This is a genomic window from Microbacterium sp. CH-015, from assembly GCF_049707015.1.
In the GTDB taxonomy this organism is placed as follows: Bacteria; Actinomycetota; Actinomycetes; order Actinomycetales; family Microbacteriaceae; genus Microbacterium; species Microbacterium aurum.
Genome location: NZ_JBNAFJ010000015.1, coordinates 15,657 through 41,900, shown reverse-complemented (window position 1 = coordinate 41,900; position 26,244 = coordinate 15,657). Strand labels below are relative to the sequence as shown.

The 26,244-nt window shown below is 71.9% G+C and carries 23 protein-coding genes, 1 tRNA gene and 1 other RNA gene; 6 read left to right on the top strand and 19 right to left on the bottom strand.

Annotated elements, in window-relative coordinates; genetic code table 11:
- Positions 1-1,237: DNA polymerase III subunit gamma and tau (locus ACPYN4_RS14795; RefSeq protein ID WP_424446785.1), on the bottom strand; the 1,237-nt coding region annotated here is incomplete at its 3' end.
- A gap of 259 nt (positions 1,238-1,496) precedes the next feature.
- Between ACPYN4_RS14795 and ACPYN4_RS14790 the strand changes: the two genes are divergently transcribed.
- Positions 1,497-2,657 carry an NAD(P)-binding domain-containing protein gene (locus tag ACPYN4_RS14790; RefSeq protein ID WP_424446784.1) on the top strand — a complete coding sequence of 387 codons (1,161 nt, stop codon included), beginning with the start codon at positions 1,497-1,499 and terminating at the stop codon, positions 2,655-2,657.
- A gap of 41 nt (positions 2,658-2,698) precedes the next feature.
- Here ACPYN4_RS14790 and ACPYN4_RS14785 read toward each other — a convergent pair whose 3' ends face one another.
- From ACPYN4_RS14785 to ffs, 5 genes are all read right to left on the bottom strand, one after another.
- A complete protein-coding gene (locus ACPYN4_RS14785) occupies positions 2,699-5,230 on the bottom strand; it encodes a glycoside hydrolase family 65 protein (protein WP_424446783.1) in 2,532 nt (843 codons plus the stop codon).
- 44 nt (positions 5,231-5,274) lie between these two features.
- Entirely contained in the window at positions 5,275-6,003 is a 729-nt protein-coding gene (locus tag ACPYN4_RS14780; RefSeq protein WP_239282554.1) for an HAD family hydrolase, read from the bottom strand.
- Positions 6,004-6,045: 42 nt separating this feature from the next.
- Positions 6,046-7,251: an acetate/propionate family kinase gene (locus ACPYN4_RS14775; protein WP_239282552.1), complete on the bottom strand. Its 1,206-nt coding sequence runs from the start codon at positions 7,249-7,251 to the stop codon at positions 6,046-6,048.
- A complete protein-coding gene (gene pta / locus ACPYN4_RS14770; RefSeq protein WP_424446782.1) occupies positions 7,248-9,404 on the bottom strand; it encodes a phosphate acetyltransferase in 2,157 nt (718 codons plus the stop codon). Before pta ends, ACPYN4_RS14775 begins: the two co-directional genes overlap by 4 nt.
- Before the next feature lie 68 nt (positions 9,405-9,472).
- Positions 9,473-9,569: signal recognition particle sRNA small type (ffs, locus tag ACPYN4_RS14765), an RNA gene on the bottom strand.
- A gap of 83 nt (positions 9,570-9,652) precedes the next feature.
- Between ffs and ACPYN4_RS14760 the strand changes: the two genes are divergently transcribed.
- From ACPYN4_RS14760 to ACPYN4_RS14750, 3 genes are read left to right on the top strand one after another with little or no spacing between them, the layout of a single operon-like run.
- Entirely contained in the window at positions 9,653-10,633 is a 981-nt protein-coding gene (locus tag ACPYN4_RS14760) for an AAA family ATPase (RefSeq protein WP_424446781.1), read from the top strand.
- A 10-nt stretch (positions 10,634-10,643) separates the two neighbouring features.
- Positions 10,644-11,897 (top strand): DUF58 domain-containing protein, encoded by a 1,254-nt coding sequence (locus ACPYN4_RS14755; protein WP_424446780.1) that lies wholly within the window; start codon positions 10,644-10,646, stop codon positions 11,895-11,897.
- A 10-nt stretch (positions 11,898-11,907) separates the two neighbouring features.
- Positions 11,908-14,184, top strand: coding sequence for a transglutaminaseTgpA domain-containing protein (locus tag ACPYN4_RS14750; protein ID WP_424446779.1), 2,277 nt, complete (start codon positions 11,908-11,910; stop codon positions 14,182-14,184).
- 95 nt (positions 14,185-14,279) lie between these two features.
- Here ACPYN4_RS14750 and ACPYN4_RS14745 read toward each other — a convergent pair whose 3' ends face one another.
- The 8 genes from ACPYN4_RS14745 to ACPYN4_RS14710 all read right to left on the bottom strand — a co-directional run bounded on the left by ACPYN4_RS14745 (position 14,280) and on the right by ACPYN4_RS14710 (position 20,547).
- Positions 14,280-15,704, bottom strand: a complete 1,425-nt coding sequence (locus ACPYN4_RS14745; RefSeq protein ID WP_424446778.1) for a dicarboxylate/amino acid:cation symporter — start codon at positions 15,702-15,704, stop codon at positions 14,280-14,282.
- 205 nt (positions 15,705-15,909) lie between these two features.
- A tRNA-Ser gene (locus ACPYN4_RS14740) sits at positions 15,910-16,001 on the bottom strand.
- A 69-nt stretch (positions 16,002-16,070) separates the two neighbouring features.
- Positions 16,071-16,763, bottom strand: a complete 693-nt coding sequence (locus ACPYN4_RS14735; RefSeq protein ID WP_424446777.1) for an NUDIX hydrolase — start codon at positions 16,761-16,763, stop codon at positions 16,071-16,073.
- A gap of 26 nt (positions 16,764-16,789) precedes the next feature.
- Positions 16,790-18,469, bottom strand: a complete 1,680-nt coding sequence (locus tag ACPYN4_RS14730) for an ABC1 kinase family protein (protein WP_424446776.1) — start codon at positions 18,467-18,469, stop codon at positions 16,790-16,792.
- A gap of 2 nt (positions 18,470-18,471) precedes the next feature.
- A complete protein-coding gene (locus ACPYN4_RS14725) occupies positions 18,472-19,080 on the bottom strand; it encodes a PadR family transcriptional regulator (protein ID WP_076689861.1) in 609 nt (202 codons plus the stop codon).
- A 101-nt stretch (positions 19,081-19,181) separates the two neighbouring features.
- Complete coding sequence (locus ACPYN4_RS14720; RefSeq protein WP_424446775.1) at positions 19,182-19,631, bottom strand: hypothetical protein; 450 nt, start codon at positions 19,629-19,631, stop codon at positions 19,182-19,184.
- Positions 19,632-19,727: 96 nt separating this feature from the next.
- Complete coding sequence (locus tag ACPYN4_RS14715; RefSeq protein ID WP_076689854.1) at positions 19,728-20,282, bottom strand: NYN domain-containing protein; 555 nt, start codon at positions 20,280-20,282, stop codon at positions 19,728-19,730.
- A gap of 85 nt (positions 20,283-20,367) precedes the next feature.
- Positions 20,368-20,547: a hypothetical protein gene (locus tag ACPYN4_RS14710; RefSeq protein WP_239282215.1), complete on the bottom strand. Its 180-nt coding sequence runs from the start codon at positions 20,545-20,547 to the stop codon at positions 20,368-20,370.
- 34 nt (positions 20,548-20,581) lie between these two features.
- On the opposite strand from ACPYN4_RS14710, the gene ACPYN4_RS14705 reads away from it, so the two are divergent.
- Positions 20,582-21,610 carry a lactonase family protein gene (locus ACPYN4_RS14705; protein WP_424446774.1) on the top strand — a complete coding sequence of 343 codons (1,029 nt, stop codon included), beginning with the start codon at positions 20,582-20,584 and terminating at the stop codon, positions 21,608-21,610.
- An 18-nt stretch (positions 21,611-21,628) separates the two neighbouring features.
- Here the strand turns inward: ACPYN4_RS14705 and ACPYN4_RS14700 are convergent, their stop codons facing one another.
- The 4 genes from ACPYN4_RS14700 to ACPYN4_RS14685 form a co-directional block, all read right to left on the bottom strand.
- Positions 21,629-22,045 carry a type II toxin-antitoxin system VapC family toxin gene (locus tag ACPYN4_RS14700; RefSeq protein ID WP_424446773.1) on the bottom strand — a complete coding sequence of 139 codons (417 nt, stop codon included), beginning with the start codon at positions 22,043-22,045 and terminating at the stop codon, positions 21,629-21,631.
- 1 nt (position 22,046) lies between these two features.
- Positions 22,047-22,280, bottom strand: coding sequence for a FitA-like ribbon-helix-helix domain-containing protein (locus ACPYN4_RS14695; protein WP_239282212.1), 234 nt, complete (start codon positions 22,278-22,280; stop codon positions 22,047-22,049).
- Positions 22,281-22,491: 211 nt separating this feature from the next.
- Positions 22,492-23,388 (bottom strand): SDR family oxidoreductase, encoded by an 897-nt coding sequence (locus ACPYN4_RS14690; RefSeq protein ID WP_315551485.1) that lies wholly within the window; start codon positions 23,386-23,388, stop codon positions 22,492-22,494.
- On the bottom strand, positions 23,385-24,683 hold the full coding sequence (locus ACPYN4_RS14685; RefSeq protein WP_424446772.1) for an MFS transporter: 1,299 nt from the start codon (positions 24,681-24,683) through the stop codon (positions 23,385-23,387). The genes ACPYN4_RS14690 and ACPYN4_RS14685 overlap by 4 nt, the downstream gene beginning before the upstream one ends.
- Positions 24,684-24,864: 181 nt before the next feature.
- On the opposite strand from ACPYN4_RS14685, the gene msrA reads away from it, so the two are divergent.
- Positions 24,865-25,401 carry a peptide-methionine (S)-S-oxide reductase MsrA gene (gene msrA, locus ACPYN4_RS14680; RefSeq protein ID WP_239282209.1) on the top strand — a complete coding sequence of 179 codons (537 nt, stop codon included), beginning with the start codon at positions 24,865-24,867 and terminating at the stop codon, positions 25,399-25,401.
- 114 nt (positions 25,402-25,515) lie between these two features.
- On the opposite strand, the gene ACPYN4_RS14675 is transcribed toward msrA, so the two are convergent.
- A complete protein-coding gene (locus tag ACPYN4_RS14675) occupies positions 25,516-26,160 on the bottom strand; it encodes an NAD(P)H-binding protein (protein WP_424446771.1) in 645 nt (214 codons plus the stop codon).
- Positions 26,161-26,244: the final 84 nt, after the last annotated feature.

Below are 26,244 nucleotides of genomic sequence, written 5' to 3'. Positions count from 1 at the left end.
AGGCCGCGGGCGCAGGCGCCGTGGGCGCAGTCGCCGGGGGCGAGGCCACCGCGGGCGCCGCCGCGGGAGCCGCCGCCGCACCGGGCGCCGCCGTCGCCGTAGCCGCGGGAGCGACCGCGTCGGTGTGCGCGAGGACGCGCGCCACGAGCAGCTCGAGCTGCAGTCGGGGCGAGGTCGCTCCGGTCATGTCGTCGAGCGTGCCGACGACGAGGTCCGCGATGCGGGAGAGGCGGTCGGTGCCGAACGCCGAGGCCTGGCGCCCCATACGCTCGAGCTCATCGGCGGGGATGCCGCGCAGCACCGCACCCGCACCGGCACCGGTCGCCGCGACGATGATGAGGTCGCGGAGGCGCTCGAGCAGGTCGTCGACGAAACGGCGCGGGTCCTGTCCGGTCTGCACGACCCGGTCGACGGCGGCGAACGCCGCCGCGGCGTCGTGCGCGGAGAACGCCGTCACGACCTCGTCGAGGAGTTCGGCGTGGGTGTACCCGAGCAGCGACACCGCTCGCTCATACTTCACGATCGCCTGGTCGGAGCCGGTCGCCGGGTCGGAGCCGGCGATCAGCTGGTCGAGGAGGGACAGCGTGTCACGCGGCGAGCCGCCGCCGGCGCGGACCACGAGCGGCAGTACGCCGGCCTCGACCTGCACGCCCTCCTGGGCGCACAGCTGCTCGACGTACTCGAGCATGGCGGCGGGAGCGACGAGCCGGAACGGATAGTGGTGCGTGCGCGAGCGGATCGTGCCGATGACCTTCTCGGGCTCGGTCGTCGCGAAGATGAACTTGACGTGCTCCGGGGGCTCTTCGACGAGCTTCAGCAGAGCATTGAAGCCCTGCGCCGTGACCATGTGCGCTTCGTCGAGGATGAAGATCTTGAACCGGTCGCGCGCGGGAGCGAAGATGGCGCGTTCGCGCAGGTCGCGGGCGTCGTCGACGCCGTTGTGGGATGCCGCGTCGATCTCGACCACGTCGAGGGACCCCCCGCCGCCACGGCTCAACTCGACACAGCTGTCGCACACGCCGCAGGGGGTGTCGGTGGGGCCCTCGGCGCAGTTCAGGCAGCGGGCGAGGATGCGTGCCGACGTCGTCTTGCCGCAACCGCGCGGCCCGCTGAACAGGTACGCATGACCGACCCGGTCACTGCGCAGCGCCGTCATCAGCGGCTCGGTGACCTGGGCCTGCCCGATCATCTCGCCGAACGTCTCGGGACGGTAGCGGCGGTACAGGGCGGTGGTCACCAGAACAGACTACGGTGTGCTCCCGACATCGCGCCCTGGCATCCCACCCCTCCGCTCCCCGCCCCCTGCGCGCTCCCCCTCGCCCTGTCGCCGACCGGGCCTGTTCTCGCCGAGATCACCACCTGCAGACCGTCCGCAACGGGCGCGCTCGGCGAGAACGGGCGCACTCGGCGGGTGGGCGGGGCGGGGCGGGGGCGGGCTGGCGAGGCGAGGCGGGGCGAGGCGGGAACAGCGGGCGGGCGCGGGCGTTGCACAGGGTGTGGAAGCGCAGCCGGTCGACGTCGTCGTGATCGGCGCGGGGCAAGCGGGGCTGTCAGCGGCCTATCATCTGCGCCGACGCGGCTTCGTGCCGCGTCCCGCGCTCGACGGCGCGCCGGCATCGTCCGCGCGCGACGCGGATTCGCCCTCGTTCGTGGTGCTCGACGCGGAGGCGGCGCCGGGCGGCGCGTGGCAGCACCGGTGGGCGTCGCTGCGGATGGCGACGGTCAACGGCATCCACGAGCTCCCCGGTTTCCCGGTGCCGCCGGCCGATCCGGCCGCGCCGGCGCGCGAGGTGCTCCCCGCCTACTTCGCCGCGTACGAGCGCCGGTTCGACCTGCAGGTGCTGCGTCCCGTCCAGGTGCGGGCGGTCCGCCGCGCGCACGACGACCCGCACGGTCGGTTGACGGTCGAGACCGATCAGGGCGACTGGGCCGCGCACGATGTCATCAACGCGACCGGAACGTGGCGCCGGCCGTTCTGGCCGCATGTCAGCGGCGCGGAACGGTTCCGGGGACGTCAGCTGCACGTGCACGACTACGTCTCCGCCGACGAGTTCGCCGGTCAGCGCGTCGTCATCGTCGGCGCGGGCATCTCGGCGGTGCAGCTGCTCGAGGAGATCTCCCACGTCGCCGACACGTTCTGGGTGACCCGCCGCGAGGTGCGGTGGGATGCCGCGGAGTTCGACACGGCGGCGCGCGTCGCCGCCATCGCGGGCGTCGAGGAGCGCGTCCGCCGCGGTGAGCCGCCGGGGAGCGTCATCTCGGTCACCGGCCAGCACTGGACGCCGTGGGCGCGCGCCGCGCAGGCGCGCGGCGTTCTCGTCCGGCATCCGATGTTCACCGCCGTCGAGGAGCACGGGGTGCGCATGCCCGACGGCACGTTCGAGCCCGCCGACGTCATCCTGTGGGCCACCGGCTTCCGCGCCGACATCGCCCACCTCGCGCCGTTGCGGCTGCGGACGGCGGCCGGCGGCATCCGCGTCGCGAACGGCCGCGCGACCGACGAACCGCGACTGTTCCTCATCGGCTACGGGCCGTCGCAGTCCACCGTCGGCGCGAACCGTGCCGGCCGCGACGCCGTGCGCGCGATCGTCGCGGACCGTTCAGGTGGCGCAACACGCGGTCTCCCGACGGCGGATGCCGCGGAACGCGCCACCTGAACGCGCCACCTGAACGCGCGAGGGCGCCCCGCGGCCCCGGGTCAGGTGTCGATGCCCAGCACGGAATCGTCCCCGCCGACGACCGGCTGGCTGCCGGTGATGACCGGGATGCTGGTGGTCATCGTCGGGACCGACGCCGACAGCAGCGTGCCGTCCTCGCGCAGCGACTCGCCGATGTCGCTCAGCGTCGGCCGGCCGCTGAGCCGGGGGCCCTGGCCGTCCAGCGGCACCGTGACCGATCCGCCGGGCTCGACCGTCACGGACGCGCCCCGCACCGAGAAGGTCACCGGATCGCCACCGGCGGCATCCACCGTCATCGCGTCGCGCGTGATGCGGACCTTCAGCTCCGTCCCCCGCCAGTGCAGCGTGTACGACAGTGACGGCCAGGCCTCGGGCAGACGCGGGTCGAAGCTCAGTTCACCGTAGTGGTCGCGCATGCCGCCGAAGCCCGCGACCAGCGCGGTCCACACCCCGCCCGCGGAGGCGACGTGCACACCGTCGGCGGCGTTGTGGTGCAGATCGCCGAGGTCGACGAAGATCGACTGCGCGAAGTACTGCAGCGCCAGGTCCTGGTACCCGACCTCCGCCGCGAGGATCGCCTGCACGACCGCCGACAGGGTCGAATCCCCCGTCGTCAGCGGGTCGTAGTACTCGAAATCGGCGAGTTTCTCCTCGTCGGTGAAGTGGTTGCCCTGCAGGTACAGCGCGAGCACGACGTCGGCCTGCTTGAGCACCTGGTAGCGGTAGATGACGAGCGGATGGAAGTGCAGCAGCAGAGGGCGCTGCTCGGGCGGCGTGGACTCGAGGTCCCACACCTCCCGCTCCAGGAACACCGCGTCCTGGGGGTGGATGCCGAGACCCTCGCTGTAGGGGATGTGCATGGCCTCGGCCGCGGCATCCCACGCGTCGGGCTCGGCGGGGTCGAGGTCGAGCCGCTCCGCCATGAGGGCGTACGCCTCCGGCGCCGCCTCGGCCATCTCGCGCACCACCCGCGCCGCGAAGCGCAGGTTGAACCGGGCCATCACGTTCGTGAACAGGTTGTCGTTGACGACCGTCGTGTACTCGTCCGGGCCGGTCACGCCGTGGATGTGGAACACCTCGGGCTGACCGTCCTCGTTGTACCGCCAGAAGCCGAGCGTCGCCCACAGTCGCGCGGTCTCCACGGCGATGTCCACGCCCTCCCGGTAGAGGAAGTCGTCGTCGCCGGTCGCGCGCACGTACTTGCCGAGCGCGAAGCTCACGTCGGCGTTGATGTGGTACTGCGCGGTGCCGGCGGCGTAATACGCCGACGCCTCCTCGCCGCTGATCGTCCGCCACGGGAACAGGGCGCCCGCTTCGTTCAGCTGCGCCGCGCGCCGACGGGCGGCCGGCAGCATGAGGTACCGCATCCGCAGCGCGTTGCGCGCCCACTGCGGCGTCGTGTAGGTGAGGAACGGGAGCACGTAGATCTCGGTGTCCCAGAAGTAGTGGCCGCTGTAGCCCGACCCGGACACGCCCTTGGCCGGCACACCGAGGCCGTCGGCGCGGGCGGCGGCCTGCGCGAGCTGGAAGAGGCACCAGCGCGTCGCCTGCTGCAGATCGGCGTGACCTTCGATGACGACGTCGGAGCGGCGCCAGAATCCGTCGAGCCACTCCGCCTGCCGGTCGTACGCGGACTGCACGCCCTCCGCGGCGACCCGGTCGAGCGTCCGGCGCCCCCGGTCGACCAGTTCGCGCGTGGGGACCCCGCGGGAGGTGTGGTAGCTGACGAGCTTGGTGACGGTGACCGGCACGCCGGCCTTCGCCTGCACGCGGAACACGTTCTTCGCGATGTCCGGCTCCACCGAGGTGCGCGCCGAGTACTCGTTCTCGGTGTCGATGAGGTGGTCGGCCACGACGGCGATCGTCATGCCCGACTCGGTCACGCGGTACGACAGGGCGGTGCGTCCGCCGTCCTGCCAGTACTCCTGCGGTGCCAGCACGCGCTCGGCGATCTTCTCGGCCTTGCGCGGGTCGAAGCCGGCGCGCTGCTTGCCGGGGGCCGTGCCGCCGTACACGTCCTCGCCATCCTGCCGGTTCACCAGCTGGCAGACGATCGTGACCGGGGCGTCGGAGTTCAGCACCGTCACCGTCAGCCGCATCACCGCGAGGTGCTTCTCGTCGAACGAGACGAGCCGATCGACATCGATCTGGACGTCCTTGCCGGAGGGGGTCACCCACCGCAGATGACGCGTCAACACGCCGCGGCGCATGTCGAGCACCCGCTCGTACTCGCGGATGTCCGCGGTGTCGAAGTCGAGCGGCTCATCGTCGACGTACACGCGCATGACCTTGGCGTCCGGTGCGTTGATGATCGTCTGCCCGACCTCGGCGAACCCGTACGCCTGCTCGGCGTGACGGATCGGGAAGGTCTCGTGGAAGCCGTTGATGAACGTGCCGTGCTCGTGCGCGTGGCCACCCTCGGGGTGGTTGCCCCGCAGCCCCAGGTAGCCGTTGCCGAGCGTGAACAGCGTCTCGGTGACGCCGACGTCGTCGAGCGAGAACCTCTTCTCGATCAGACGCCACTCGTCGACGGGGAAACGGTCGCGATCCATCCTGTCCATCCCTTCGGTCGTGCCGTTCTCGGAGGTGCCGCGCATCATCGGACGAACGCCGCGAGGTCGTCCACGACGAGGGTCGCACCGAGATCGAGGAGTGCCTGGGCCCCCGCGCCGCGATCGACGCCGACGACGAGCGCGAAACCCGCCGCGGCAGCAGAGGCGACGCCCGAGTGCGCGTCCTCGACGGCGGCGCTGCGGGCCGGGTCGACGCCGAGCATCCGCGCCCCCTCGGCGAACATGTCGGGTGCCGGCTTGGAACGCAGCCGCTCGCGCTCGGCGACGACGCCGTCCATCACGACGGGGAAGAAGTCGCGGATGCCGGCGGCGCGCAGGACCTCGTCGGCGTTCTTCGAGCTCGAGACGACGCCGATCGGCGTGCCGGCCGCGCGGAGCTGCTCGATCAGGGCGAGCGACCCGGGGTAGGGCGCGATCCCCTCGCTGCGCAGGACGCGCGCGAACACCTCGTTCTTGCGGTTGCCGATGCCGCACACCGTGTCTGCCGTCGGCGGATCGGACGGATCGCCCCACGGGATCTCGACGTCACGCGAGCGCAGCAGGCTCGCGACGCCGTCGTAGCGCTGCTTGCCGTCGAGCCAGCGGAAGTAGTCGTCCTCGGTGTATGCCGGTTCGATCCCCCATGCCGTGAACAGCTCAGTGAACATCGTCTGCCACGCGTGCATGTGCACCTCGGCGGTCGGCGTGAGGACGCCGTCGAGGTCGAAGAGGACGCCGTCGAAGGTCGCGAGATCGGGAAGCTCGTTCGTCACTGTGCCAGCGTAGTCGCGGGGTGTGTCCGGCGCGTGACGTTCTCAGTCGCGCGCTCCGGCGGGGCTCGCGACCTCGAGCGTCTGGCGCGCGATCTCGAGCTCCTCGTTGGTGGGCACGACGAGGACCGTGACGGCGGAGTCATCGGTGGAGATGACGCGGATGCCGCGTTCCCGGCGCTCGTTGCGCTCGGGGTCGAGGCGGATGCCGAGGAACCCCAGCGTCGCCAGCGCCTGCGCCCGCACGAGGGGCGAGTTCTCGCCCACACCCGCCGTGAACGAGATGACGTCCACGCCGCCGAGCTGCGCGATGTACGCGCCGATGTAGGCGCGGATCCGGTGGATGTACACGTCGAAGGCGAGCATCGCGCCGCCGTCGCCCGCCTCGCGGCGCTGCTCGATGTCGCGCATGTCGCTGACGCCCGCGAGGCCCAGCAGGCCGCTGCGCTTGTTCAGCAGGGTGTCGAGCTCGCCCGGAGTCATCTCTTCGCGGCGCGCCAGCACGAGGAGCACCGAGGGGTCGAGGTCACCGGAGCGCGTCCCCATCACGAGGCCCTCTAGCGGAGTGAGCCCCATCGAGGTCTCGACCGAGTGCCCGCCGTCGATCGCCGTGATCGATGCGCCGTTGCCGAGGTGCAGGACGATCTGCGTGAGCTCGCGCAGCGGCTGGTCGACGAACCGGGCCGCCGCTTCGCTCACGAATTTGTGGCTCGTGCCGTGGAAGCCGTAGCGGCGGATGCGGTGCTTTCGCGCGAGGTTGCGATCGATCGCGTACGTGTAGGCCGCGGGCGGCAGCGTCTGGTGGAACGCGGTGTCGAAGACGGCGACATGCGGGATGTCGGGGAACGCGGCGCGGGCGGCGCGGATGCCCTGCACGGCGCCCGGGTTGTGCAGGGGCGCCAGCAGCGACAGTTCGTCGATGTTGATCTCGACGAGGTCGGTGATCAGGGTGGGGTGGAAGAAGCGCGCCCCGCCCTGCACGACGCGGTGGCCGACGGCGGCGAGCTGCGCCTCCGCGAGCGACGGACCGACGTCCTCGAAGGCCTGCAGCATGAGATCGAAACCCACCGCGTGATCCGGGATCGGCAGCTCGATCACGGTCTTGACGCCGCCGACCTCGTGCGTCGCGGCTCCAAGCGGCTCGCCGATGCGCTCGACGAGACCGGATGCCAGCGCCTCCTGCGTCTCGACATCGATGAGCTGGTACTTGAACGACGACGAGCCGCTGTTGATGACGAGGACGACGCTCATGCGGTGGGGTCCGTTCCCGCAGGCTGCGCCTGCGCCTGGATGGCGGTGATCGCGATGGTGTTGACGATGTCGTCCACGAGCGCGCCGCGGGAGAGATCGTTGATCGGCTTGTTGAGGCCCTGCAGCACCGGTCCCATGGCGATCGCGCCGGCGGAGCGCTGCACCGCCTTGTAGGTGTTGTTGCCGGTGTTCAGGTCGGGGAAGACGAAGACGGTGGCGCGCCCGGCGACCTGCGACTCGGGCATCTTGGTGCGCGCGACGGCGGCGTCGGCGGCCGCGTCGTACTGGATCGGGCCTTCCACCAGCAGCTCGGGCGCCCGTTCCCGCACGAGCGCGGTGGCCGCGCGGACCTTGTCGACGTCCTCGCCCGAGCCCGACTCGCCGGTCGAGTACGACAGCATCGCGATGCGCGGCTCGATGCCGAACTGGCGGGCGGTGGCGGCTGAGGAGATCGCGATGTCGGCGAGCTGCTCGGCCCGCGGGTCGGGGATGACGGCGCAGTCGCCGTAGACGAGGACGCGGTCGGCGAGCGCCATGAGGAAGACGCTCGAGACGACCGAGACACCGGGACGCGTCTTGATGATCTCGAACGCGGGCCGGATGGTGTGCGCCGTGGTGTGCGCGGCGCCGGAGACCATGCCGTCGGCGAGGCCCAGGTGCACCATCATCGTCCCGAAGTACGACACATCGGTGACCGTGTCGGCGGCCTTCTCGTACGTGACGCCCTTGTGCTTGCGCAGCTCGGCGTATTCGACGGCGAACCGGTCGACGGTGGCCGGGTCGAAGGGGCTCAGGACGTCGGCGGCGCTGAGGTCGAGGCCGAGTTCGACGGCGCGGCCGCGGACCTCGGCTTCGTCCCCCAGGATCGTGAGGTCGGCGATGCCGCGGGCGAGCACCGTGGCGGCGGCCTTCAGGACCCGGTCGTCCTTGCCCTCGGGCAGGACGATGCGCTTGCGCTCGGTGCGGGCGCGCTCCAGCAGCTGGTACTCGAACATCAACGGCGTGACGACGCCGGAGTGGGCGAGACCCAGCGCCCGGGTGAACTCCTCGGTGTCGACGTGCTGCTCGAAGAGGGCCAGCGCCGTGTCGAAGCGCCGCTGCGAGCCCGCGGCGAGCCGCCCGCGCGTGCCCATGACGCGCACCGCGGTGTCGTAGGTGTCGAGGTCGGTCTGGACGATCGGCAGCGACGAGTCCAAGCCCGCCATGAGGTCCTGCACGGCCGGCGGGAGGGGGAAGGGACCGTTGAGGATGATGCCGGCGATGGAGGGGAACGTGCCCGACGAATTGGCCAGCAGAAGGCCCAGCAGCACCTCGGTGCGGTCGGCGGGGACGATGACGATCGCGCTCTCGGTGAGGCGCGGCAGGATGTTGTTCAGCGACATCCCCGCCACGACGACATCGAGCACTTCCCGCGTCAGCAGCTCTTCGTCGCCGCGCAGCAGCGTGCCGCCGAGGCTCAGCATGATGTCGCGAACCGCGGGGGCCACGAGGAACACGTCCTCGGGGATCGACCACACGGCGACGTCGGCCTCGCGCTCGCCGTCGACGGCCGGAAGGTCGCGCACCACCTCCGCGATCGCGGCGTTGATCTCGTCGAGCTTCGACGGGTCGGCGCGGTTGGTGATGACGGCGAACAGCTCGGCGCGCTGATGGGTGATGTCCGTGAGCGCGAGCGAGGTCAGCTGCGCCAGCTGCTCGGGCGTGCGCGCCTCACTGATGCCGAGGCGGTCGCCCTGGCCGGCGCGGCCGTTGAGCACGACGAGCACGGGGGCGCCGAGGTTCGCGGCGATGCGGGCGTTGTAGCCGAGCTCGCTCGTGGACCCCACGTCGGTGAAGTCGCTGCCGACGACGACGACCGCGTCGCACTGGGCCTCGACCGCTTTGAACCGCTCCACGATCTTCGACAGCGCCGCATCCGGGTCGCGGCGGACTTCGTCGTAGGTGACCCCGACCGCCTCCTCGTAGTCGAGGTCGACGCCGATGTGATCCAAGAGCATCTCGAGGACGTAGTCGCGCTCCGCCGTCGAGCGCGCGATGGCGCGGAACACTCCCACGCGCGGCGTCGACCGGGTCAGTGCGTCCAACACCCCCAGGACGATCGTCGACTTGCCGGACAGGCCCTCCGTCGAGGTGATGTAGATGCTCTGCGCCACGTCGTCCAGCCTAGGTGCGGCCCGGAGACGGCGGCCAGGGACCGACCGTTCAAAAGTCGGGCGGGCAAAAGAAAGACTCTCCGCGAACCCGGCAGAGCCTGGTTACCCTTGCTACGTTTCCGTCCTGGGGGAGTTGGCCTGGATGCCGTCTCGCGGAGAGCTGTATGCGAGTTTACCCGACGTCCGGCCGCGGGGTCGCCGCCGCGGGATAGCATCGAGCAAGCACCGCCGCTGAGACAGGAACCCGCATGCCCGACAGTCCCCTCACCGCCGACGCATTCGCCCGTTCCACCGACGCCGTCCTCGCCTCCGTCAGCCGTGTGATCGACGGAAAACCCGCCGCGGTGCGCGCCGCCCTCGTCTGCCTGCTGGCGGAGGGGCACCTGCTCATCGAGGACGTCCCCGGCGTCGGCAAGACGATGCTCGCCCGGGCGCTCGCCGCGTCGATCGACGCGAGCGTGCGCCGCATCCAGTTCACGCCCGATCTGCTGCCGGGCGATGTCACCGGTGTCAGCGTCTACAACCCCGTCGACCGCGAGTTCGAGTTCAAGCCGGGAGCGATCTTCGCGCAGATCGTCATCGCCGACGAGATCAACCGCTCCTCCCCCAAGACGCAGTCCGCGCTTCTGGAGGCCATGGAGGAGCGCCAGGTCACCGCCGACGGCACGAGCCACCAGCTCGCGGACCCGTTCCTCGTCGTCGCGACGCAGAACCCGCTCGAGATGGAGGGCACCTACGCCCTCCCCGAGGCCCAGCGCGACCGATTCATGATGCGCATCTCGATGGGGTATCCGGATGCCGCCAGCGAAGCGGTCATGCTCCGTCAGCGCGACACCCGCAACCCGCTGGAGCAGCTGACGCCCGTCGTCGGCGCTGCGCAGGTGCGCGATCTCATCGCGTGGGCGCGCAGCGTGCACGTCTCCCCCGCGGTCGAGGAGTACTCCGTCGCGCTCGCCCGAGCCACCCGCGAACACCCCGACCTGCGCCTGGGGGCGAGCCCCCGGGCCACGCTGCAGCTGGTGCGCGCGGCGAAGGTGTGGGCGGCCCTGGACGGCCGCGAGTTCGTCATCCCCGACGACGTCGCCACGCTCGTCGAACCCGTCTTCGCGCACCGCATCATCGCGGTGCGCACCTCGCCGACCGCGCGGGCGCGCTCGGCAGCCGACACCATCAGCGCGATCCTGCGCAGCATCGTCGGCGCGGTCCGCGTGCCGCTGGCCACCCGCTGAGGATGCCGCCGTGTCGCCCTGGACGCGCTGGCCGCTGACCGCCCGCGGCACCGGCGCCGCGCTGCTGGCGGCGCTGTGCTTCGTACTGGCGCATCAGTTCGGCATCCCGGAACTGCTGTACCTGTCGCTGCTGCTCGCGCTGGGCGTGGGCGCGAGCATCGCCACGCTGTACTTCGTCCGCAGCGCCGAGCGGGTCTCCCGCGCGTTCTCCCCCGACATCGCCACCGTCGGGCAGGAGGTGCTCGTCCGGATGCGGGTCGACATCCGCTCCCCGCTGCCCGCCGGGCAGGGGCGCTGGCACGACCGGCTCCCCGACGGCGTGAGCGGCGACTCCGGCGGGGTCTTCCCGCAGACGCATTCGGGCATGCGGCAGGGCGGTCCGGCCGTGACTCTCGAGTACACCGCGACGGCGCTGCGCCGCGGCATCCGCCAGATCGGGCCGCTCGCGGTCGTCTCGACCGACCCGTTCGGCTTCGCGCAGCGTCGCCACATGGTCGGCGCCGCTGTCCCGCTGACGATCGCCCCGCTCATCGCGGACTTCGGCGCCCTCACCGACCAGCCCGGTGGGGCCGGCGGCAGCATGCACACCACGACCGATCGGCTGGGTCAGGGCACCGACAACCTCATCCCCCGCCACTACCTGCCGGGCGACTCGATGCGGCGCATCCACTGGCGCGCCAGCGCGCACCGCGACGAGCTGATGGTGCGGCAGGAGGAGCAGGAGACCACCCCCGAGGCGATCGTCGTGCTCGACCGCGGCGTGCGGCGCTGGGTCGTCGAGGCGGCGCGCGCGCCCGGCGTCGATCCGGGCTTCGAGACGGCTGTGTCGGCGTGCGTGTCGGCGGTGTCGCGGCTCGTGCAGGAGGGGTATCAGGTGACGCTCGTCGACATCGACGGCTCGCCGCTCGGCGACCCGATCGACGGAGGCGACACGACCGGCGTCGAGCTGCTGGCGATCGCGCTGGCCACCGTCACCGCGCGCCGCGACCTGCCAACGGAAGCGCTCGCCCGGCTGGTGTCGGGCACCTCGACGGGTCCGCTCGTGCTCGTGACCGGTGCGATCGACGACGCGGATGCCGCGGCACTCTCGCCGGTCCCCCACCACAGCTCCCTGCCTGTGCTCCTCAGCGTCTCGGCGCACCAGAGCGTGCTCGCCCACGCCGCCGAGACGGGCTGGCGCGTGGCCGCGATCCCGCCCGACGCGGATCTCGCGGCGGCGTGGAACGGCGTCGTGGACCGGAGAGGCACCCGTGTCGGCGCGTGAGGCGCAGAACGTGCGCGAAACACCGGTGGCGCCCGGCACCCCGCCGGCGCGGCCGGTGCGCCGCGGACGCCCGCGCGGCGAGTTCCGGCTGACCCTGGCGCTGTGGATCGGGCTCGTGATGACCCTGGTGCCGCTGACCCGCGTGGTCGCCCCCGGCCCCTGGATCCCCGGAGCGGCGGCCCTTTCCGCGGCGCTGCTGGCCCTCGGCTTCCTGCTGCGGCGGCTGCGGGTGCCGGCGGTGGGCGTGACGCTGAGCCTGCTGGCAGCGTGGACGGCCGTGGTCACCGGCGCCTTCTTCTCCGCCGACGCCCTGTTCGCCGTGATCCCGACCGGTGCGGTCTTCGGCGAAGCGGCACGGCTGGTGCAGGTCGCGTCGGCGGAGATCTCCGTCGGTGTCGCACCGCTGCCGGTCAGCCCCGCCCTCGCCTTCGTCATCGTCGCGGCGCTGTCGCTGCTGGCCGTCGCGCTCGACCACGTCGTGCTGACGGCGCGGATGCCTCTGTTGGCGGGCATCGCCCTCGTAGCGGTGTGGCTGATCCCCGCCATCGCCGTGCCGGCGGGGGTGGACGTCATCGCCTTCGCGCTGCTCGCGGCATCCGTCCTCTATCTCATCCGCGCCGAGACGCGCACCCGCGAGTCGGCGGCGACGGCCGCCCGGTCGGGCGGCGTGACCGCGGTAGCGATGACGATCGGCGCCGTCGCGATCGTCGGCGCACTGGTGGCCGGTCCCGTACTGCCCACCCCGGTCGCCGGGGCGGGCACCGGCGTCGCGGCGAGCATCGACCCCACGCTCAACCTCGGCGCCGATCTGCGCCGCCGCAGCGACGTCCCGGTGCTCACGATGCACGGCGACGCGACGACGCTCCCGTACCTGCGCGTGGCGACGCTGTCGCAGTTCGACGGGCAGGTGTGGATGCCGGACCGCACGCGCTCGGTCGCCCTGCCCGACGGCCTCGAACCGCTCGTGGTCGCACCCGACGTCGCGGTGACCGAGCGACGCACCTCGATCTCGGTGTCGGCGCTGTCGTCTTCGGCGCTGCCGGTGCCGTACGCCGCCGTCGAGATCACGGGCACCGACGACACGTGGCGCATATCGCCGTACAGCCGCACCGTGCTCAGCGGGCGCAGCAGCGCGCAGGGTCAGAACTACGAGGTGCTCTCGCAGCAGGCGACGCCCACACTGGAGCAGATCCAGTCGACGCGGGCCGTGACGGCGGAGACGAGCATCGACGTGACCTCGCTGCCGGAGGACACCCCCGCCGTCATCGGCGAGCTGGCGGCGCAGGTCACCGCCGGCGCGCAGTCCGACTACGACAAGCTGCTCGCGCTGCAGAGCTGGTTCCGCGGACCCGAGTTCGCGTATTCGCTCGACGCACCGGTGGAAGAGGGGTTCGACGATCAGGGCACGCTCGCCGTGGCGGAGTTCCTCGAGGTGAAGGAGGGGTACTGCGTGCACTTCGCGGGCGCGTTCGCGCTCATGGCGCGCGCCCTCGACATGCCCTCGCGCATCGTCGTCGGGTTTCTCCCGGGCGACCTCACGGGCGAGTCCGTCGACGGCGAACCGGTGTCGCAGGTCACGACGAGCCAGCTGCACGCGTGGCCCGAGGTGTACTTCGAGGGGATCGGCTGGGTCGCCTTCGAGCCGACCAAGAGCCTCGGCACACCGACGCGCTTCGCGAGCGCCGCCGACACCCCGGTGGGCAGCGGCGCCGACCCGGAGCGCCCGACCGACGCCGCCTCGCCCGCACCGAGTTCCACGGGCGGCCCCGCGGACCGTCCCGACCAGGGCTCGGTCGACGCGTCCGGTCCGGCGGTGCGCGTCATCGATCTGCGCCCGCTGCTGACCGTCGTCGGCGCCGTGCTGGTGATCGCGCTGCTCCCCGGCGCCGCCGGGGCGTTCCGGCGCTGGCTGCTGCGCCGCCGCGGTACCGCCGGTGCGGCGTGGCGATATCTGCAGGACACCGCCATTGACCTGGGGGTCTCGGTGTCGGCATCCGAGACGCCGCGCGCCTTCGGCACGCGCCTGAGCGCCGTCGCCGACGCGCCGCCCACCGAGACGGCACGGCTCGTGGGCGCCGTGGAGCGGGAGAGCTACGGCGGCGACCGGGCGCGCGACCGCGGTACCCGCGGGACGGAGGCGCGTCGTGCGATGGCGGATGCCGTCGCGATCCGTCAGGCGATGCTCGCGGCGCTGCCGCCGGCCGCCCGCGTCCGCGCGATCGCGGTGCCGCGGTCGCTCGTCATCCGCCCCGGGTCGGCGTTCGCCGACCGCGACGCGCCGGCCTGACCCGGCGCACCGCCGCCCCCGCCTGACCCGGCGCACCACCGCCGCAGACGGCGACGGGGCGGATGCCGCAGCATCCGCCCCGCCGGTGTCGTGCCTCAGGCGCGCGTGGGCGCCGCCTCGAGCTCGTCCTCGGGAGCGTCCGCCGAGTCGTCGGCGAACGGCTCGCCGTCGCGGGGCGCGTCATACAGTCCTCGGTCGAGGATGCCTTCGCGCTTGGCGACGATCGTCGGCACGAGCGCCTGACCGGCGACGTTGACCGCGGTGCGGCCCATGTCGAGGATCGGGTCGATCGCAAGCAGCAGGCCGACGCCCTCGAGGGGCAGGCCGAGCGTCGACAGCGTCAGGGTGAGCATGACCACGGCGCCGGTCGTGCCGGCCGTCGCGGCCGAGCCCACGACCGAGACGAGGGCGATCAGCAGGTACGAGACGATGTTCAGCTCGATGCCGTAGAACTGCGCGACGAAGATCGCGGCGATGGCGGGGTAGATCGCGGCGCAGCCGTCCATCTTCGTCGTGGCGCCCAGCGGCACCGCGAACGAGGCGTACTCGCGCGGTACGCCGAGGTTGCGCTCGGTCACGCGCTGGGTGAGCGGCAGCGTGCCGATCGACGAGCGTGACACGAACGCGAGCTGCACCGCCGGCCACACGCCCGAGAAGTACTGCCGGATCGACAGCCCGTGGGTCTTCACGAGGATCGGGTAGACGACGAACAGCACGAGCGCGAGCCCGACGTAGATGGCCACGGCGAACCAGATGAGGGTCGTGAGCTTCTCCCAGCCGTAGGTCACGACCGCCGAGCCGATGAGGCCGAGCGTGCCGAGCGGCGCGATGCGGATGATCCACCACAGCACGCGCTGCACGACCTTCAGCGACGACTCGGTGAAGGCGACGAACGGCTCGGCGCGCCTGCCGAGCTTCAGCGCGGCGATGCCCACGGCCACCGAGATCACGATGATCTGCAGCACGTTGAACGAGACGGACGTCGCGACTGCGCCGGTGTCGAGGTCAGCGGTGCCCGAGACGCTCAGGCCCAGGAAGTTCTGCGGGATGAGCCCCTTGAGGAAGTTCCACCAGGTGCCGACCGCGTACGGGTCGCCCTCGGTGAGGTCAGCGTGGTCGACGCGGTTGCCGGGCTGGATCGTCACACCCAGGATGATGCCGATCGTGACCGCGATCAGCGCGGTGATGCCGAACCACAGCAGGGTCTGGCCGGCCAGGCGCGCCGCGTTGGTGACCCGCCGCAGCTGCGTGATGCTCGCGACGATCGCGAGGAAGATCAGCGGGATGACCGCCGTCTTCAGGAGCGTCACATAGCCGTTGCCGATCGTGGTGAGCGTCGCGGACAGCCCGTTGGGGTTGCCCTCGGCATCCGGACCCAGATTGAGGGCGAGAATACCGAGCAGGATGCCGGCGATCAGCGCGATCGTGATCTGGAATCCGAAGGAGCGGTACAGCGGCTTCTTGGGCTTGGGGGCGACGGTGCCGGCGGGGGTGTGCGCGGGCGCGGGAGTGGAACTCACGAGGGTGTATCTCCTGGGGGGATCGGCGGATGCCGGTGGTGCGGTTCGTGCGGACGTGCCGGGGCCACGGGCGGCCCGCATCGACGCTACGGCGAACCGGGCCGGACGACGACGCATGTGACGGGGTGTGACAACGACGACCCCGCCGCCGGCATTCCCCGGACAGCGAACAAGCCCCGACCGGATTCGGTCGGGGCTTGTTCCGTGGCGGAAGTGACAGGATTTGAACCTGCGAGGCGAGTTACCCCGCCTACATGGATTCCAGCCATGCTCCTTAGGCCGCTCGGACACACTTCCAAGGGGAGATCCTATCATCGGCGGCGCGAGCCCCCGTCCGGCGGCGGGCTTCTCCAGCGGGAGGGCGTGTCAGGCGGGAAGGGCGATCTCTCGGGTGCGGTCCCACGGCTCGGTCCACCCGAGCCGGTCGAACAGCGCATCCAGCAGCAGCGCCGTGAACCCCCAGACGAGGTGCCCGTGCACCTCGAAGGCCGGCCCGCGCCACTCCTGTCCGCCGCGCCGGATGACGGTGACGCCGCGGTTCTGCGGGTGGAGCAGGTCGGCGACGGGCGCGCGGAAGACGTCGGCGGACTCAGCGACGTCGACGACCCGCACCGGCGACGGATGCCGCCACCACCCCAGCACGGGTGTGACGAGGTGGCCGGAGAATTCCAGCGGCACCTCGTCGAGCGTGCCGAGCACCTCCACTCCGGCGGGGTCGAGCCCGGTCTCCTCGGTCGCTTCGCGCAGCGCCGCGCCGACCGGTCCGTCGTCACCCGGGTCGAGCCGCCCGCCGGGGAACGCCACCTGCCCCGGGTGCGACCGCAGCGTCGTGGCGCGCGCCAGCAGCAGCACGTCGAGATCTCGCGACACCGCGGCATCCTGGGCCTCGTGCGCGCTCGGCAGCGCGTCGAGCACGCCGAACAGGATCAGCACCGCCGCGGGACGTGCGGCCGTGCCGCGCGGCAGGGTGCGCAGGGGCTCATCCCACGTCTGCGGCGATGTCGCCACCCGCAGCAGCTCGGCGCGCGCCCCGGCGACGGCGGAGGGATCGGAGGGCACCCGATCAGGCTACGCCCGCCCGCCGGTCACGGGCGTCGCCCCGATCCCCTGCCTCCGCCACCCGCGAACAGGGCGGCGAGCAGCGGCACGACGGATGCCACCATCAGCACGATCCCGAAGACGTCGTCGACGGGACGCAGCAAGATGCCGCCGATCAGCAGGCCCGCGAACAGGATCGCCGCCAGCATCCGGGCCGCGAGCCGCTCGAGGCCGTCGATGCGGCGCTCGAGGCGCGACAGGTCGACGGCGACCGTGCCCTCCTCGAAGCGCGTGATGATGCCGTCGATGCGCTGCGGCAGGCGCCACGCGGTGCTCATGGCGTCGCCGGTCTGCTGAAGGAGGTCGCCGACCATCCCGCGGCTCTCGTCGCGCAGGATCTGCGTCGCGAAGGGCTCGACGGCATCCCAGATGTTGAACTGCGGGTCCAGTGCGCTGCAGACGCCCGAGGTGAGGGACATCGCGCGCACGATCAGCAGGAAGTTCTCCGGCAGCTGGAACGGCAGCGCGCGCACGACGTCGCCGAACTCGACCGCGAAGTCGCGGAACTCCCGCGGGTCGACCTCCCGCAGCTGCGCGAACCCCATCCCGCCGAACCGCTGGAACAGCTGCGTGAACGCGCGCTCGAGGTCGGCCGTCCCGGCGCTCGGCAGCAGCGCGCCGACGGCCAGCATCCCCGCCACGAGCCCCGCGCCGTCGCGGGCGGCGACGGCGAGCAGGACTTTACGCAGCCCCGCCCGCAGCGTGTCGTCGACGGTGCCCATCATGCCGAAGTCGATGAAGGTCAGCGCGAACCGGCCACCGCCGCGGGGCGTGACGAAGACGTTGCCGGGGTGCGGGTCGGCGTGGAAGAAGCCGTGCGTGAACAGCTGCTCGAACATCGTCGACGCGAACGCCGCCGCGACGGCCGCCGGATCGATGCCCGCCGTCCGCAGTGCCGCCACGTCGGTGATCTTGATCGCGGTGACGTCCTGCAGCGTGAGGACGCGGCGGGTCGTCCGCTCCCACACGACCTCGGGAGCGGTGACGCGCTCGTCGCCGGCGACGTCGGCGGCGAACCGCTCTGCGCTCCCGGCCTCGTGCAGGTAGTCGATCTCCTCCCGGCTCGTCGTGGCGAACTCCTCCACGAGCGCGGGCATGTCGACGCGATCGGCGACGATGCGGATGCGCGCGAGCCACCCCGCGACGCGGCGGAGCGCCGCGAGGTCGACCGCGACGATCTCGTCGATGCCGGGCCGCTGCACCTTGACCACGACGGCCCCGAGCCCGGTCAGGTCGCTGTCGGCGGGCGTGAGGCGCGCGCGATGCGCCTGACCGAGGGATGCCGCGGCCACCGGCGTCTCGTCGAACCAGGCGTAGGCGCGTTCCAGCGGCATCCCCAATTCGGCCTCGGCGGCGCCGCGGATCTCGGCGAAGGCGACGGGCGGCACCTCGTCCTGCAGCCCCTCCAGCTCGCGGGTGATCTCCGGCGGCAGCACGTCCAGGCGCGACGACATGAACTGCCCGACCTTGATCATCAGTCCGCCGAGCTCGACGGCCAGCGCGTGGAAGCGCTCCGCGATGCGCTGCATGCGGGCGCTGCGGCTGCCCTCGCCGATGCGACGCAGCCCCACCCGCGGCAGGAACAGGTCGTACCACCACGTCTGCGCGAGGCAGAGCGCGGCGAACCGGAGGATGCGGCGGTATCGGGCGCGCGCGGCCGATGCCACCGTCAGTCCTGCGCGAGCAGGGCGTAGAGGCGCCGGCGGGCCTCGTCGAGGATCTCGACCGCCTGCTGCACCTGCTCCGGGGAGCCGGTGCGGCCGACCTGGGCGGCCGCCTGAGCGAGCTCGAACCCCGCCTTCGGCAGCGCGCTCATGCGTCCGCCGTCGCGCTGGCCGGGCGTCTCCCACGGGGCCGGCTTGTCGGCGGCGGCGTCGGCCTCGGCGCGTCCCGCCGCGGTGAGCGCGTACGTCTTGCGGCCGCCCGCCTCTTCGGCGGTGATCAGGCCCTCGTCGGCGAGCAGCTGCAGCGTCGGGTAGACCGATCCCGCGCTCGGCTTCCACGCTCCGCCGCTGCGCTGCTCGATCTCCTGGATGATCTGGTAGCCGTGCATCGACTGCTCGGCGAGCAGCGCGAGCACGGCGGCGCGGACGTCGCCGCGGCCCATGCGGGTGCCGGTGCGCTGCTCGAACGACGCGCGCAGGTTCTCCATCGCCTCCCACATGCCGCCGGGGCCGCGACCGCGCCCGCCGAATCCGCCGCTTCCGGGACCGGTGCCGAAGCCCGGTCCGGCAAAGCCGTGGCCGCCGAATCCTGCACCTGCGAATGAACCGTTCATGGTGACCTCCCGAGGTCGCGCCGCACGTCGGCGATAGTGAACGATATATCGTTAGGCTGGATCCTCGCCGTGAGTCTGCGCGCGCAGCAACGAGAGACAGGTCACAGCAGGTCGTCGACGGCGAGGGTGCGCAGCCCCCGGTCGTGCAGCACGAACTGCGCCCGCAACGCGACGCCCGCCTCCCGGCAGTCGCGCGCCATCGCCCGCGCCCACGCCAGATCTCCCGCGCGCAGCGCGCTGGTACCGCGACGCTCCCACACGAGCACGATCCGTTCGGCGTCGCACATCTCGGCGAAGGCGGCGAAGCGCGCCGCCAGCAGCCGCGAGTGGGTGCGGGTGCCCAGGTCGGCGGTGTCGCACTCCGCATCCGGATCGCTCGGGAAGTCCTCCAGCGGCATGAGCGGTCCGGTCACGCGGTCGTCGGCGCCGAGCATGATCAGCCAGACCTGCCGCATGTTGGCGCGTTCGAGAAGACGCGAGAGGAGATCGGCGAGGTCGTCGTCGGTGGCGAGAACGCGTTCGGGTGAGAGGAGAGGATCGATGTTCTTCATGCCCGCAACGATGGCCGCCGCCGGCCCGCCGTGGGAGCGCGACCCCGCCGATTGTGGACAACTCGCGCGCGCCCCCGCCTGGGGAGGAGGTGATGATCAGCCGAGGAACTGCGCCGGGTCGAACTCCTCGATAGGGATGACGCGCACGCGCGGCAGCACGGCATCGAAGGCGTGCACGTCGTACTCGAGGTCGAAGAACTCGATGCCCGGCACCGAGGCGAACTCTCCGCTGCGGAACTCGTGGAACCCCAGCATCCCCACGCGCCGGCCCGCCCCCGTGAGCGCCGCGAGATCGTCGACGAAGTCGCGATCGTGGCTGACCAGCACGACGTCGGCATCGCGGCCCTGCAGCGCCTGCAGCGTTCGCTGGATGGCGAGGTCGACGACCTTCGCCTCGGCGGGGCCCGACAGCGGGACCGGCGTGTACCCGAGGGCGAGCAGCGCCTGCACGAACGGCATCGGCAGGTGGGTCGTCGCGTTGAGGAAGAACAGCCCGCGCACGTCCTGGTGCCATCGCTCCTCGAGGAACGTCAGCAGCCGGTCCCAGCGCGGCCGCTCGTCCGGCTGCGGGCGGCGCCCGAGGATCGACCCGCCGAGCGTCGCGTCGATGTTCTCGCCGTCGACGAGGGTCCAGGTGATCCGCTCCGACACGGGGCCTCCTTCGGCATCCGTCGCGCTGCGCGACGCTCCGAACGCTATCAGGGGGCGGATGCCGGGGTCCCGGCATCCGTCGTGCTCAGTCGGCGCGCGAGGAGAACGCGCCGCGCAGCACGAGGAAGACCACGAGGGCCACCACCGCGACGACGGCGAGTTTGCCGATGAACCACAGCACGCTGAACAGCACGTCGACGAGGACCCAGGCGATCACCACCGCGACGATGACGCCGACGACGGTCCACAGCGTGCTCTTGTTCATGACTCCAGCCTAGAGGCGCCCGTACGATCGAACAGTGAGCACCGCGTCCCTCGTCCTCGTCGCGAACGCCGGCGACGGCTCCCTGTCGACCTTCCGCCTCTCCGACGACCGTCTCACCCGCCTCGCGGTGACAGACGGCCTCACCGGCTGTTCGACGTTCGCCGTCGACGCGTCGCGAGACCTCGTCTACGCGGCCGTGAAGGGTGAGCCGGCCGGCATCGTGACGCTGGCCCTCGACCGCGAGCGCGGAACGCTCACCCCGCACTCCCGCCTGGACCTCCCCGCCGGCGGCATGAACTACCTCGCCCTCACGCGCGACGGCACGGAACTGCTCGGCGCGAGCTACGGCGGCGGCTACGGCGTCAGCTGCCCCGTCGCCGACGGGACGGTGGGAGCCCCGGTCGCGCGGATCTCCTACCCGAACCTGCACTCGGTGCTGCCGAGCGCCGACGGCCGCTTCGCCTACTTCGTCTCCCTCGGCGCCGACCTCGTCGCGCAGTATGCCCTGGGCGATGCCCTCGAGCTCGAGCCGCTCGACCCGCCGACCGTCGCCGCGCCGGCCGGGAGCGGGCCGCGTCACCTCGTCCTCAGCGACGCCCAGGATGCCGTGTACGTCATGACCGAGTTCTCCGGTGAGGTGCTGCACTACGCGCGCGACACGCGCGAGGGAACGCTGGAGCTCGTCGGCGCCGCGACTGCGTACGACCGGTCGAAGGACTTGGGGCACAGCGTCTTCGGCGTCGACCCCCTCGCCCACCACTACATCTGGGGAGCGGACCTGCACTGGGGCGCAGCGGGCGCCGTGCTGTGGGCGTCCGAGCGCACCGAGAGCACGCTCGGGGCGGTCGCGGTGGCCGAGGACGGCACGGTGAAGGATGCCGAGGCGTTCACCGTCACCGAGCATCAGCCGCGCGGGTTCGCGCTGAGCCCCGACGGCCGGCATCTCGTCGCCGCGGGCGAGAAGTCGACGACGGTGTCGCTGTACACCGTCGACGGCGAGCGGCTGGAGCTGCGCCAGCGCACCGAGACCGGGCGCGGCGCGAACTGGGTCCGGTTCGTCTGAGCCGCGTGAGGCCCGGCGTCAGCCGAACACCTCGATCGCGCACCGCACGCCCGGCGCGCGGGCGAGCCGCGCATCGGCGGTGATGAGCGTCGCCCCGATGTGCTCCGCCAGGGCGACGTAACCGGCGTCGTACATCGACAGGTTGCTGCGCATCTCCCATGCGCGCTCCCCCAGCGCATCCCAGGCCCAGAGGTCGACCGGCATCCGCCCCGCCTGCTGCCGGGCCGCCATCGCCTCCCCTTCGGACAGGACACGCCCCGCGACGAGTCCGCGCAGGGCGGAGTCCACCTCGACCGGCAGGATATGCGGCGCGTGGAGGACCGCGTTCGTCAATCGGGCAGCCAGTCGGTCGCCCGCATCGTGGGAAGACGCGACGAGCAGCACGACCGCCGATGCGTCGACGACAACGAGGTCGTAGATGTGGCCGGGAGCCACGTCAGCGCCGCCCCGCGTGAACGGCGTCGGCGATCACGTCCCCGGCGGTCGCGGGATACGACAGCGCGTTCAGACGCGCGCGCGCCACGGCTTCGGCCGCGCTCGGAGTGCGCGCCAGGCGCGTGAGTTCTGCGCTCAGGTACTCCTGCAGCGAGCGCCCGGAACGCGCCGCGCGGGAAGCGAGCTCGTCTCGCACGTCATCGGGCACGTTGCGGACGGTGATGGCGACGGACATGCCTGCATTCTAGCTGCACCGACGGCACAGTGACAGCATCCCCTCGTGTCGGCGCCTCCTGGTAGACAGGGAGCATGACAGCGACAAGCGAGTGGCTTGCCGGCTACCTGACGGCCGGGCGCGCCGATTCGTGGAGTGGTACATGACCGTGCCCGACGACGACGACGCCGCCGGGGCGACCGGCGGCGACGTCACGTCCTGAGGGCGGGGCTCACGGCGACGGAATGCCGCCGTTGACGTTGAGCGTCTCGCCGAGCACGTAGCTCGACTCAGCCGAGGCGAGGAACACGTACGCCGGCGCGAGCTCCGCCGGCTGGCCCATGCGGCCGAGCGGGGTGTCCTTGCCGAACTCGTCGAGCTTCTCCTCGGGCTGCCCGTAGCTCGGCTGCAGCGGGGTCCAGATCGGCCCCGGCGCGACGGCGTTCACGCGGATCCCCTTCGGCGCGACCTGCTGCGCAAGCGCCTTGGTGAACGCGTTGATCGTCGCCTTGGTCGAGGCGTAGTCCACGAGGACATCGGACGGCTTGTACGCCTGGATCGACGTGGTGTTGATGATCGCCGAGCCCGGCTTCAGGTGCGGCAGGGCCGCCTTGGTGATCCAGAACATCGCGTAGACGTTTGTCTTGAAGGTGTCGTCGAACTGCTCGTCGTCGAGGGTGGTGAGGTCGTCGTTGAAGACCTGCTTGCCGCCGTTGTTGACGAGGATGTCAAGGCCGCCGAGACCGTCGACGGTCTTCGCCACCAGATCGCGGCAGTACCCGGCATCCTTCAGATCGCCCGGAAGCGTCAGCACCGTGACGCCCGCGTCGCGCAGGATGCCGGCGATGCGCTGCGCGTCCTGCTCCTCGTCGGGCAGGTACGAGATCGCGACGTCGGCGCCCTCCCGGGCGAAGGCGATCGCGGTGGCGGCGCCGATGCCGGAGTCGCCGCCGGTGATGAGGGCCTTGCGGCCGGTCAGCCGACCGGTGCCGCGGTAGGTCTCTTCGCCGAGGTCGGCCCGGGGGTCGAGCTTCGCGTCGAGGCCGGGCTCGGGCTGTCGCTGCGCGTGCGGCTCGATGTCGGCGTACAGCTTCGCGGGGTCGGTGAGGGTGTACTGGTCACGAGTCATACATCCAGTGTTCGCGCCCCCGCAGGTGCGCTGAAGCGGATTGACACCGTCGCGGGCTCCGTGTTACCCGCGCGGAGGCGCGCCTGGCGCTGTTCGCGCTTCTCCAGGGCGACGTTGACGCCGCCGAGTGCCAGCACCAGCGCCGCCGCGACCGCCGGCAGCGACATCGCCGCGGCGAGCCCCATCGCCTCGGCGATCCATCCGGTGACGGCGGCGGTGAGGGCCTGCGCGAGCGTCAGCGCCGAGCCGAGGAGGGTCATCGTGGTGGCGGCACGGCCGGCGGGAGCCCGCTCCCCCGCCAGGGAGAACAGGGTCACGAGCGTCGGCCCCACCCCGAGACCCATGACGAGCAGCCACACCGTGACCGGGCCGAGACCCGCCGCGGTGGCGTAGCCGACCGCGGCGGCGGCCAGCACGGCCGAGAACACCAGCCAGCGATGCCGCAGGGCGAAGCGCCGCGGCAGCAGCAACACGCCCAGCGCGAGCACGGCGGAGCCGATCCCCATGAGCCCGTACAGCAGCCCCGCCTGCGCCTCATCGCCATGTGCTTGCGCGAAGGCCGTGAGGGAGGTCAGCGTCGCGCCGAAGAAGGCGCCGACGCCGAACGTCGCCGCGACGAGCACGAGGATGCGTCCGCTCAGCACGGCTCGGAACGGCGCCCGGTCGGAACCGCCGTCGGGTCCACCGGGGGCGACGCGGGCGGTGGGGTGCAGGGCGAACGCCGTCACGAAGCCGAAGCTCAGCGCCGCGGCGATCGCGATCGGCGCCCAGGGCGCGATGAGCGCGGCGAGGATGCCGACGAGGAACGGCCCGATGACGAACGCCGTCTCGTCGGCGGCGGACTCGTACGACATGATCCGGTTCGTCGTCACCGCACGACGTTCGGGCGCCAGACGCCCCGCGATGATGGCGAGCAGCCGACTGCGCGACATGGCCGCCGCCTGCGGCGCGGTGAGCCCGATGAGCAGTGCGGTCGCCAGGACCACGCCCTCCGGCATCCGCCCCGTCACCACGAGCGGGAAGAGCGCGAGGAGGATGCCGTTGGCGAGCCCGACGGGGACGAGCACGCGCCGCTGGCCGTGACGGTCGACGAGGTCGCCGATGAGCGGCCCGACGACGACGACGCCGACCCCGACCGCCGCCGAGGTGAGACCGCCGAGGCGGACGGATCCAGTGACGGCCACGACGAGCATGAGCACGCCGACGGTCATCATCGCGAACGGCAGGCGCGCGATGAAAGCAATCGGCCAGTAGGCCCAGCCGGTGTGGCGGATCAGCGAGTGATCGGGTGTCATATCCCTTCCGGAGGAGTCGGCTCGTTGTTCACGTGCCGCCTTACCCTCCGGGGCCGACCGCGGGACGCGTGGCCGGATGAAGCAGGTAGATGCACCTCGACTCGCGCCGGACGGCGCGAGCACAGCATTTGATTCTACCGGAACGGGCCTGAGGCGCGGCAGGGCGAGCAGAATGGAGGGCATGACCGACGACGGCAGCATCACGCGCACACCTGGAACCGAGACCGCCATCCTCGCGGGCGGCTGCTTCTGGGGCATGGAAGACCTCATCCGCCGCCAGCCCGGCGTGCTCGACACCCGGGTCGGCTACACCGGCGGGCAGAACGACCACGCCACGTACCGCAACCACCCCGGCCACGCCGAGGCCGTCGAGATCGTGTTCGACCCGGCGGTGACGACGTACCGCGACATCCTGGCCTTCTTCTTCCAGATCCACGACCCGTCGACGCTGAACCGGCAGGGCAACGACATCGGGACGAGCTACCGTTCGGCGATCTTCCCGGTCACGCCGGAGCAGGAGCGCGTCGCCCGCGAGACGATCGCCGACGTCGACGCGTCGGGGCTGTGGCCCGCTCCGGCCGTCACCACGATCGAGCCGCTCGGGCCGTTCTGGGAGGCGGAGCCCGAGCACCAGGACTACCTGCAGCGCATCCCGAACGGGTACACGTGCCACTTCCCGCGCGCCGGGTGGGTCCTGCCGAAGCGCACCGAGGTCTGACGCGCACGCTGGCAGAGACTCCACGAATCCTGCTCTCCCACCCGCGGGGCGCTGCGGCGTTGCCGTGTTCGGACGCCGACGACGCACCGGCTCCGTGGAGTTTCCGGGGACGACTCAGTCCCGGATCGCCTCTGTGATGGGCGTCGAGCCGGCATTGAACCGGATCGTGCGACCGATCGTCGCCGGTTCGAGCACGGCGGCCGCGATCACGGCCGCGACGTCGGCGCGCGAGACGGACGCCGCCGCATCCGCCGTCGTGTCGATGCGCCCGGTCGGCTCATCGAGCGTCAGCGCGGACGGCGCGAGGATCGTGTAGTCCAGACCGCTGCCCCGCAGGTGGGCGTCGGCGGCGGCCTTCGCCTCGGCATACGCGTAGAAGCCGTCGCCGGGGTCGACGCCGTGGTCCGGCCCCGCGCCGAAGTACGACACCATGAGATAGCGGCGGAACCCCGCCGCGACGGCGGCGTCGATCGACCGGATCGCCGCGTCGCGGTCGACCGCGAAGGTCCGCTCCGGGTCGCCGCCGCCCGCCCCCGCCGACCAGACGACGACGTCGTTTCCGCTGACGAGGTTGGTCAGCTGCTCAGTGTCGAACGTCTCGACGTCCGCGACGAGCGGCTCGGCACCGGTCGCGCGGACGGCCGGTTCGTGCCGCGGATTGCGGATGACCGCCGTCACGTGATGTCCGGCCGCCACGAGCATCGGCTCGGACAGGAGCGCCACCTTGCCGTGACCGCCGATGAGCAGGATGCGTGCCATGGGATGCGCCTTTCGTCATGCGGGGGTGCGAGCCGCGGCCGGGATTGGCTGAGACCGTTGCTGTTCGCTGTTCGAGCCTACGGC

What these genes read in the sequence shown, in the direction of transcription:
- ACPYN4_RS14785 (WP_424446783.1), bottom strand. Translation starts at nt 5,230, where the DNA reads ATGGATCGCGACCGTTTCCCCGTCGACGAGTGGCGTCTGATCGAGAAG.
- ACPYN4_RS14685 (WP_424446772.1), bottom strand. Translation starts at nt 24,683, where the DNA reads ATGACACCCGATCACTCGCTGATCCGCCACACCGGCTGGGCCTACTGG.
- ACPYN4_RS14710 (WP_239282215.1), bottom strand. Translation starts at nt 20,547, where the DNA reads ATGAACAAGAGCACGCTGTGGACCGTCGTCGGCGTCATCGTCGCGGTG.
- ACPYN4_RS14720 (WP_424446775.1), bottom strand. Translation starts at nt 19,631, where the DNA reads ATGAAGAACATCGATCCTCTCCTCTCACCCGAACGCGTTCTCGCCACC.
- ACPYN4_RS14775 (WP_239282552.1), bottom strand. Translation starts at nt 7,251, where the DNA reads ATGAGCGTCGTCCTCGTCATCAACAGCGGCTCGTCGTCGTTCAAGTAC.
- ACPYN4_RS14725 (WP_076689861.1), bottom strand. Translation starts at nt 19,080, where the DNA reads ATGAACGGTTCATTCGCAGGTGCAGGATTCGGCGGCCACGGCTTTGCC.
- msrA (WP_239282209.1), top strand. Translation starts at nt 24,865, where the DNA reads ATGACCGACGACGGCAGCATCACGCGCACACCTGGAACCGAGACCGCC.
- ACPYN4_RS14675 (WP_424446771.1), bottom strand. Translation starts at nt 26,160, where the DNA reads ATGGCACGCATCCTGCTCATCGGCGGTCACGGCAAGGTGGCGCTCCTG.
- ACPYN4_RS14695 (WP_239282212.1), bottom strand. Translation starts at nt 22,280, where the DNA reads ATGTCCGTCGCCATCACCGTCCGCAACGTGCCCGATGACGTGCGAGAC.
- ACPYN4_RS14690 (WP_315551485.1), bottom strand. Translation starts at nt 23,388, where the DNA reads ATGACTCGTGACCAGTACACCCTCACCGACCCCGCGAAGCTGTACGCC.
- ACPYN4_RS14760 (WP_424446781.1), top strand. Translation starts at nt 9,653, where the DNA reads ATGCCCGACAGTCCCCTCACCGCCGACGCATTCGCCCGTTCCACCGAC.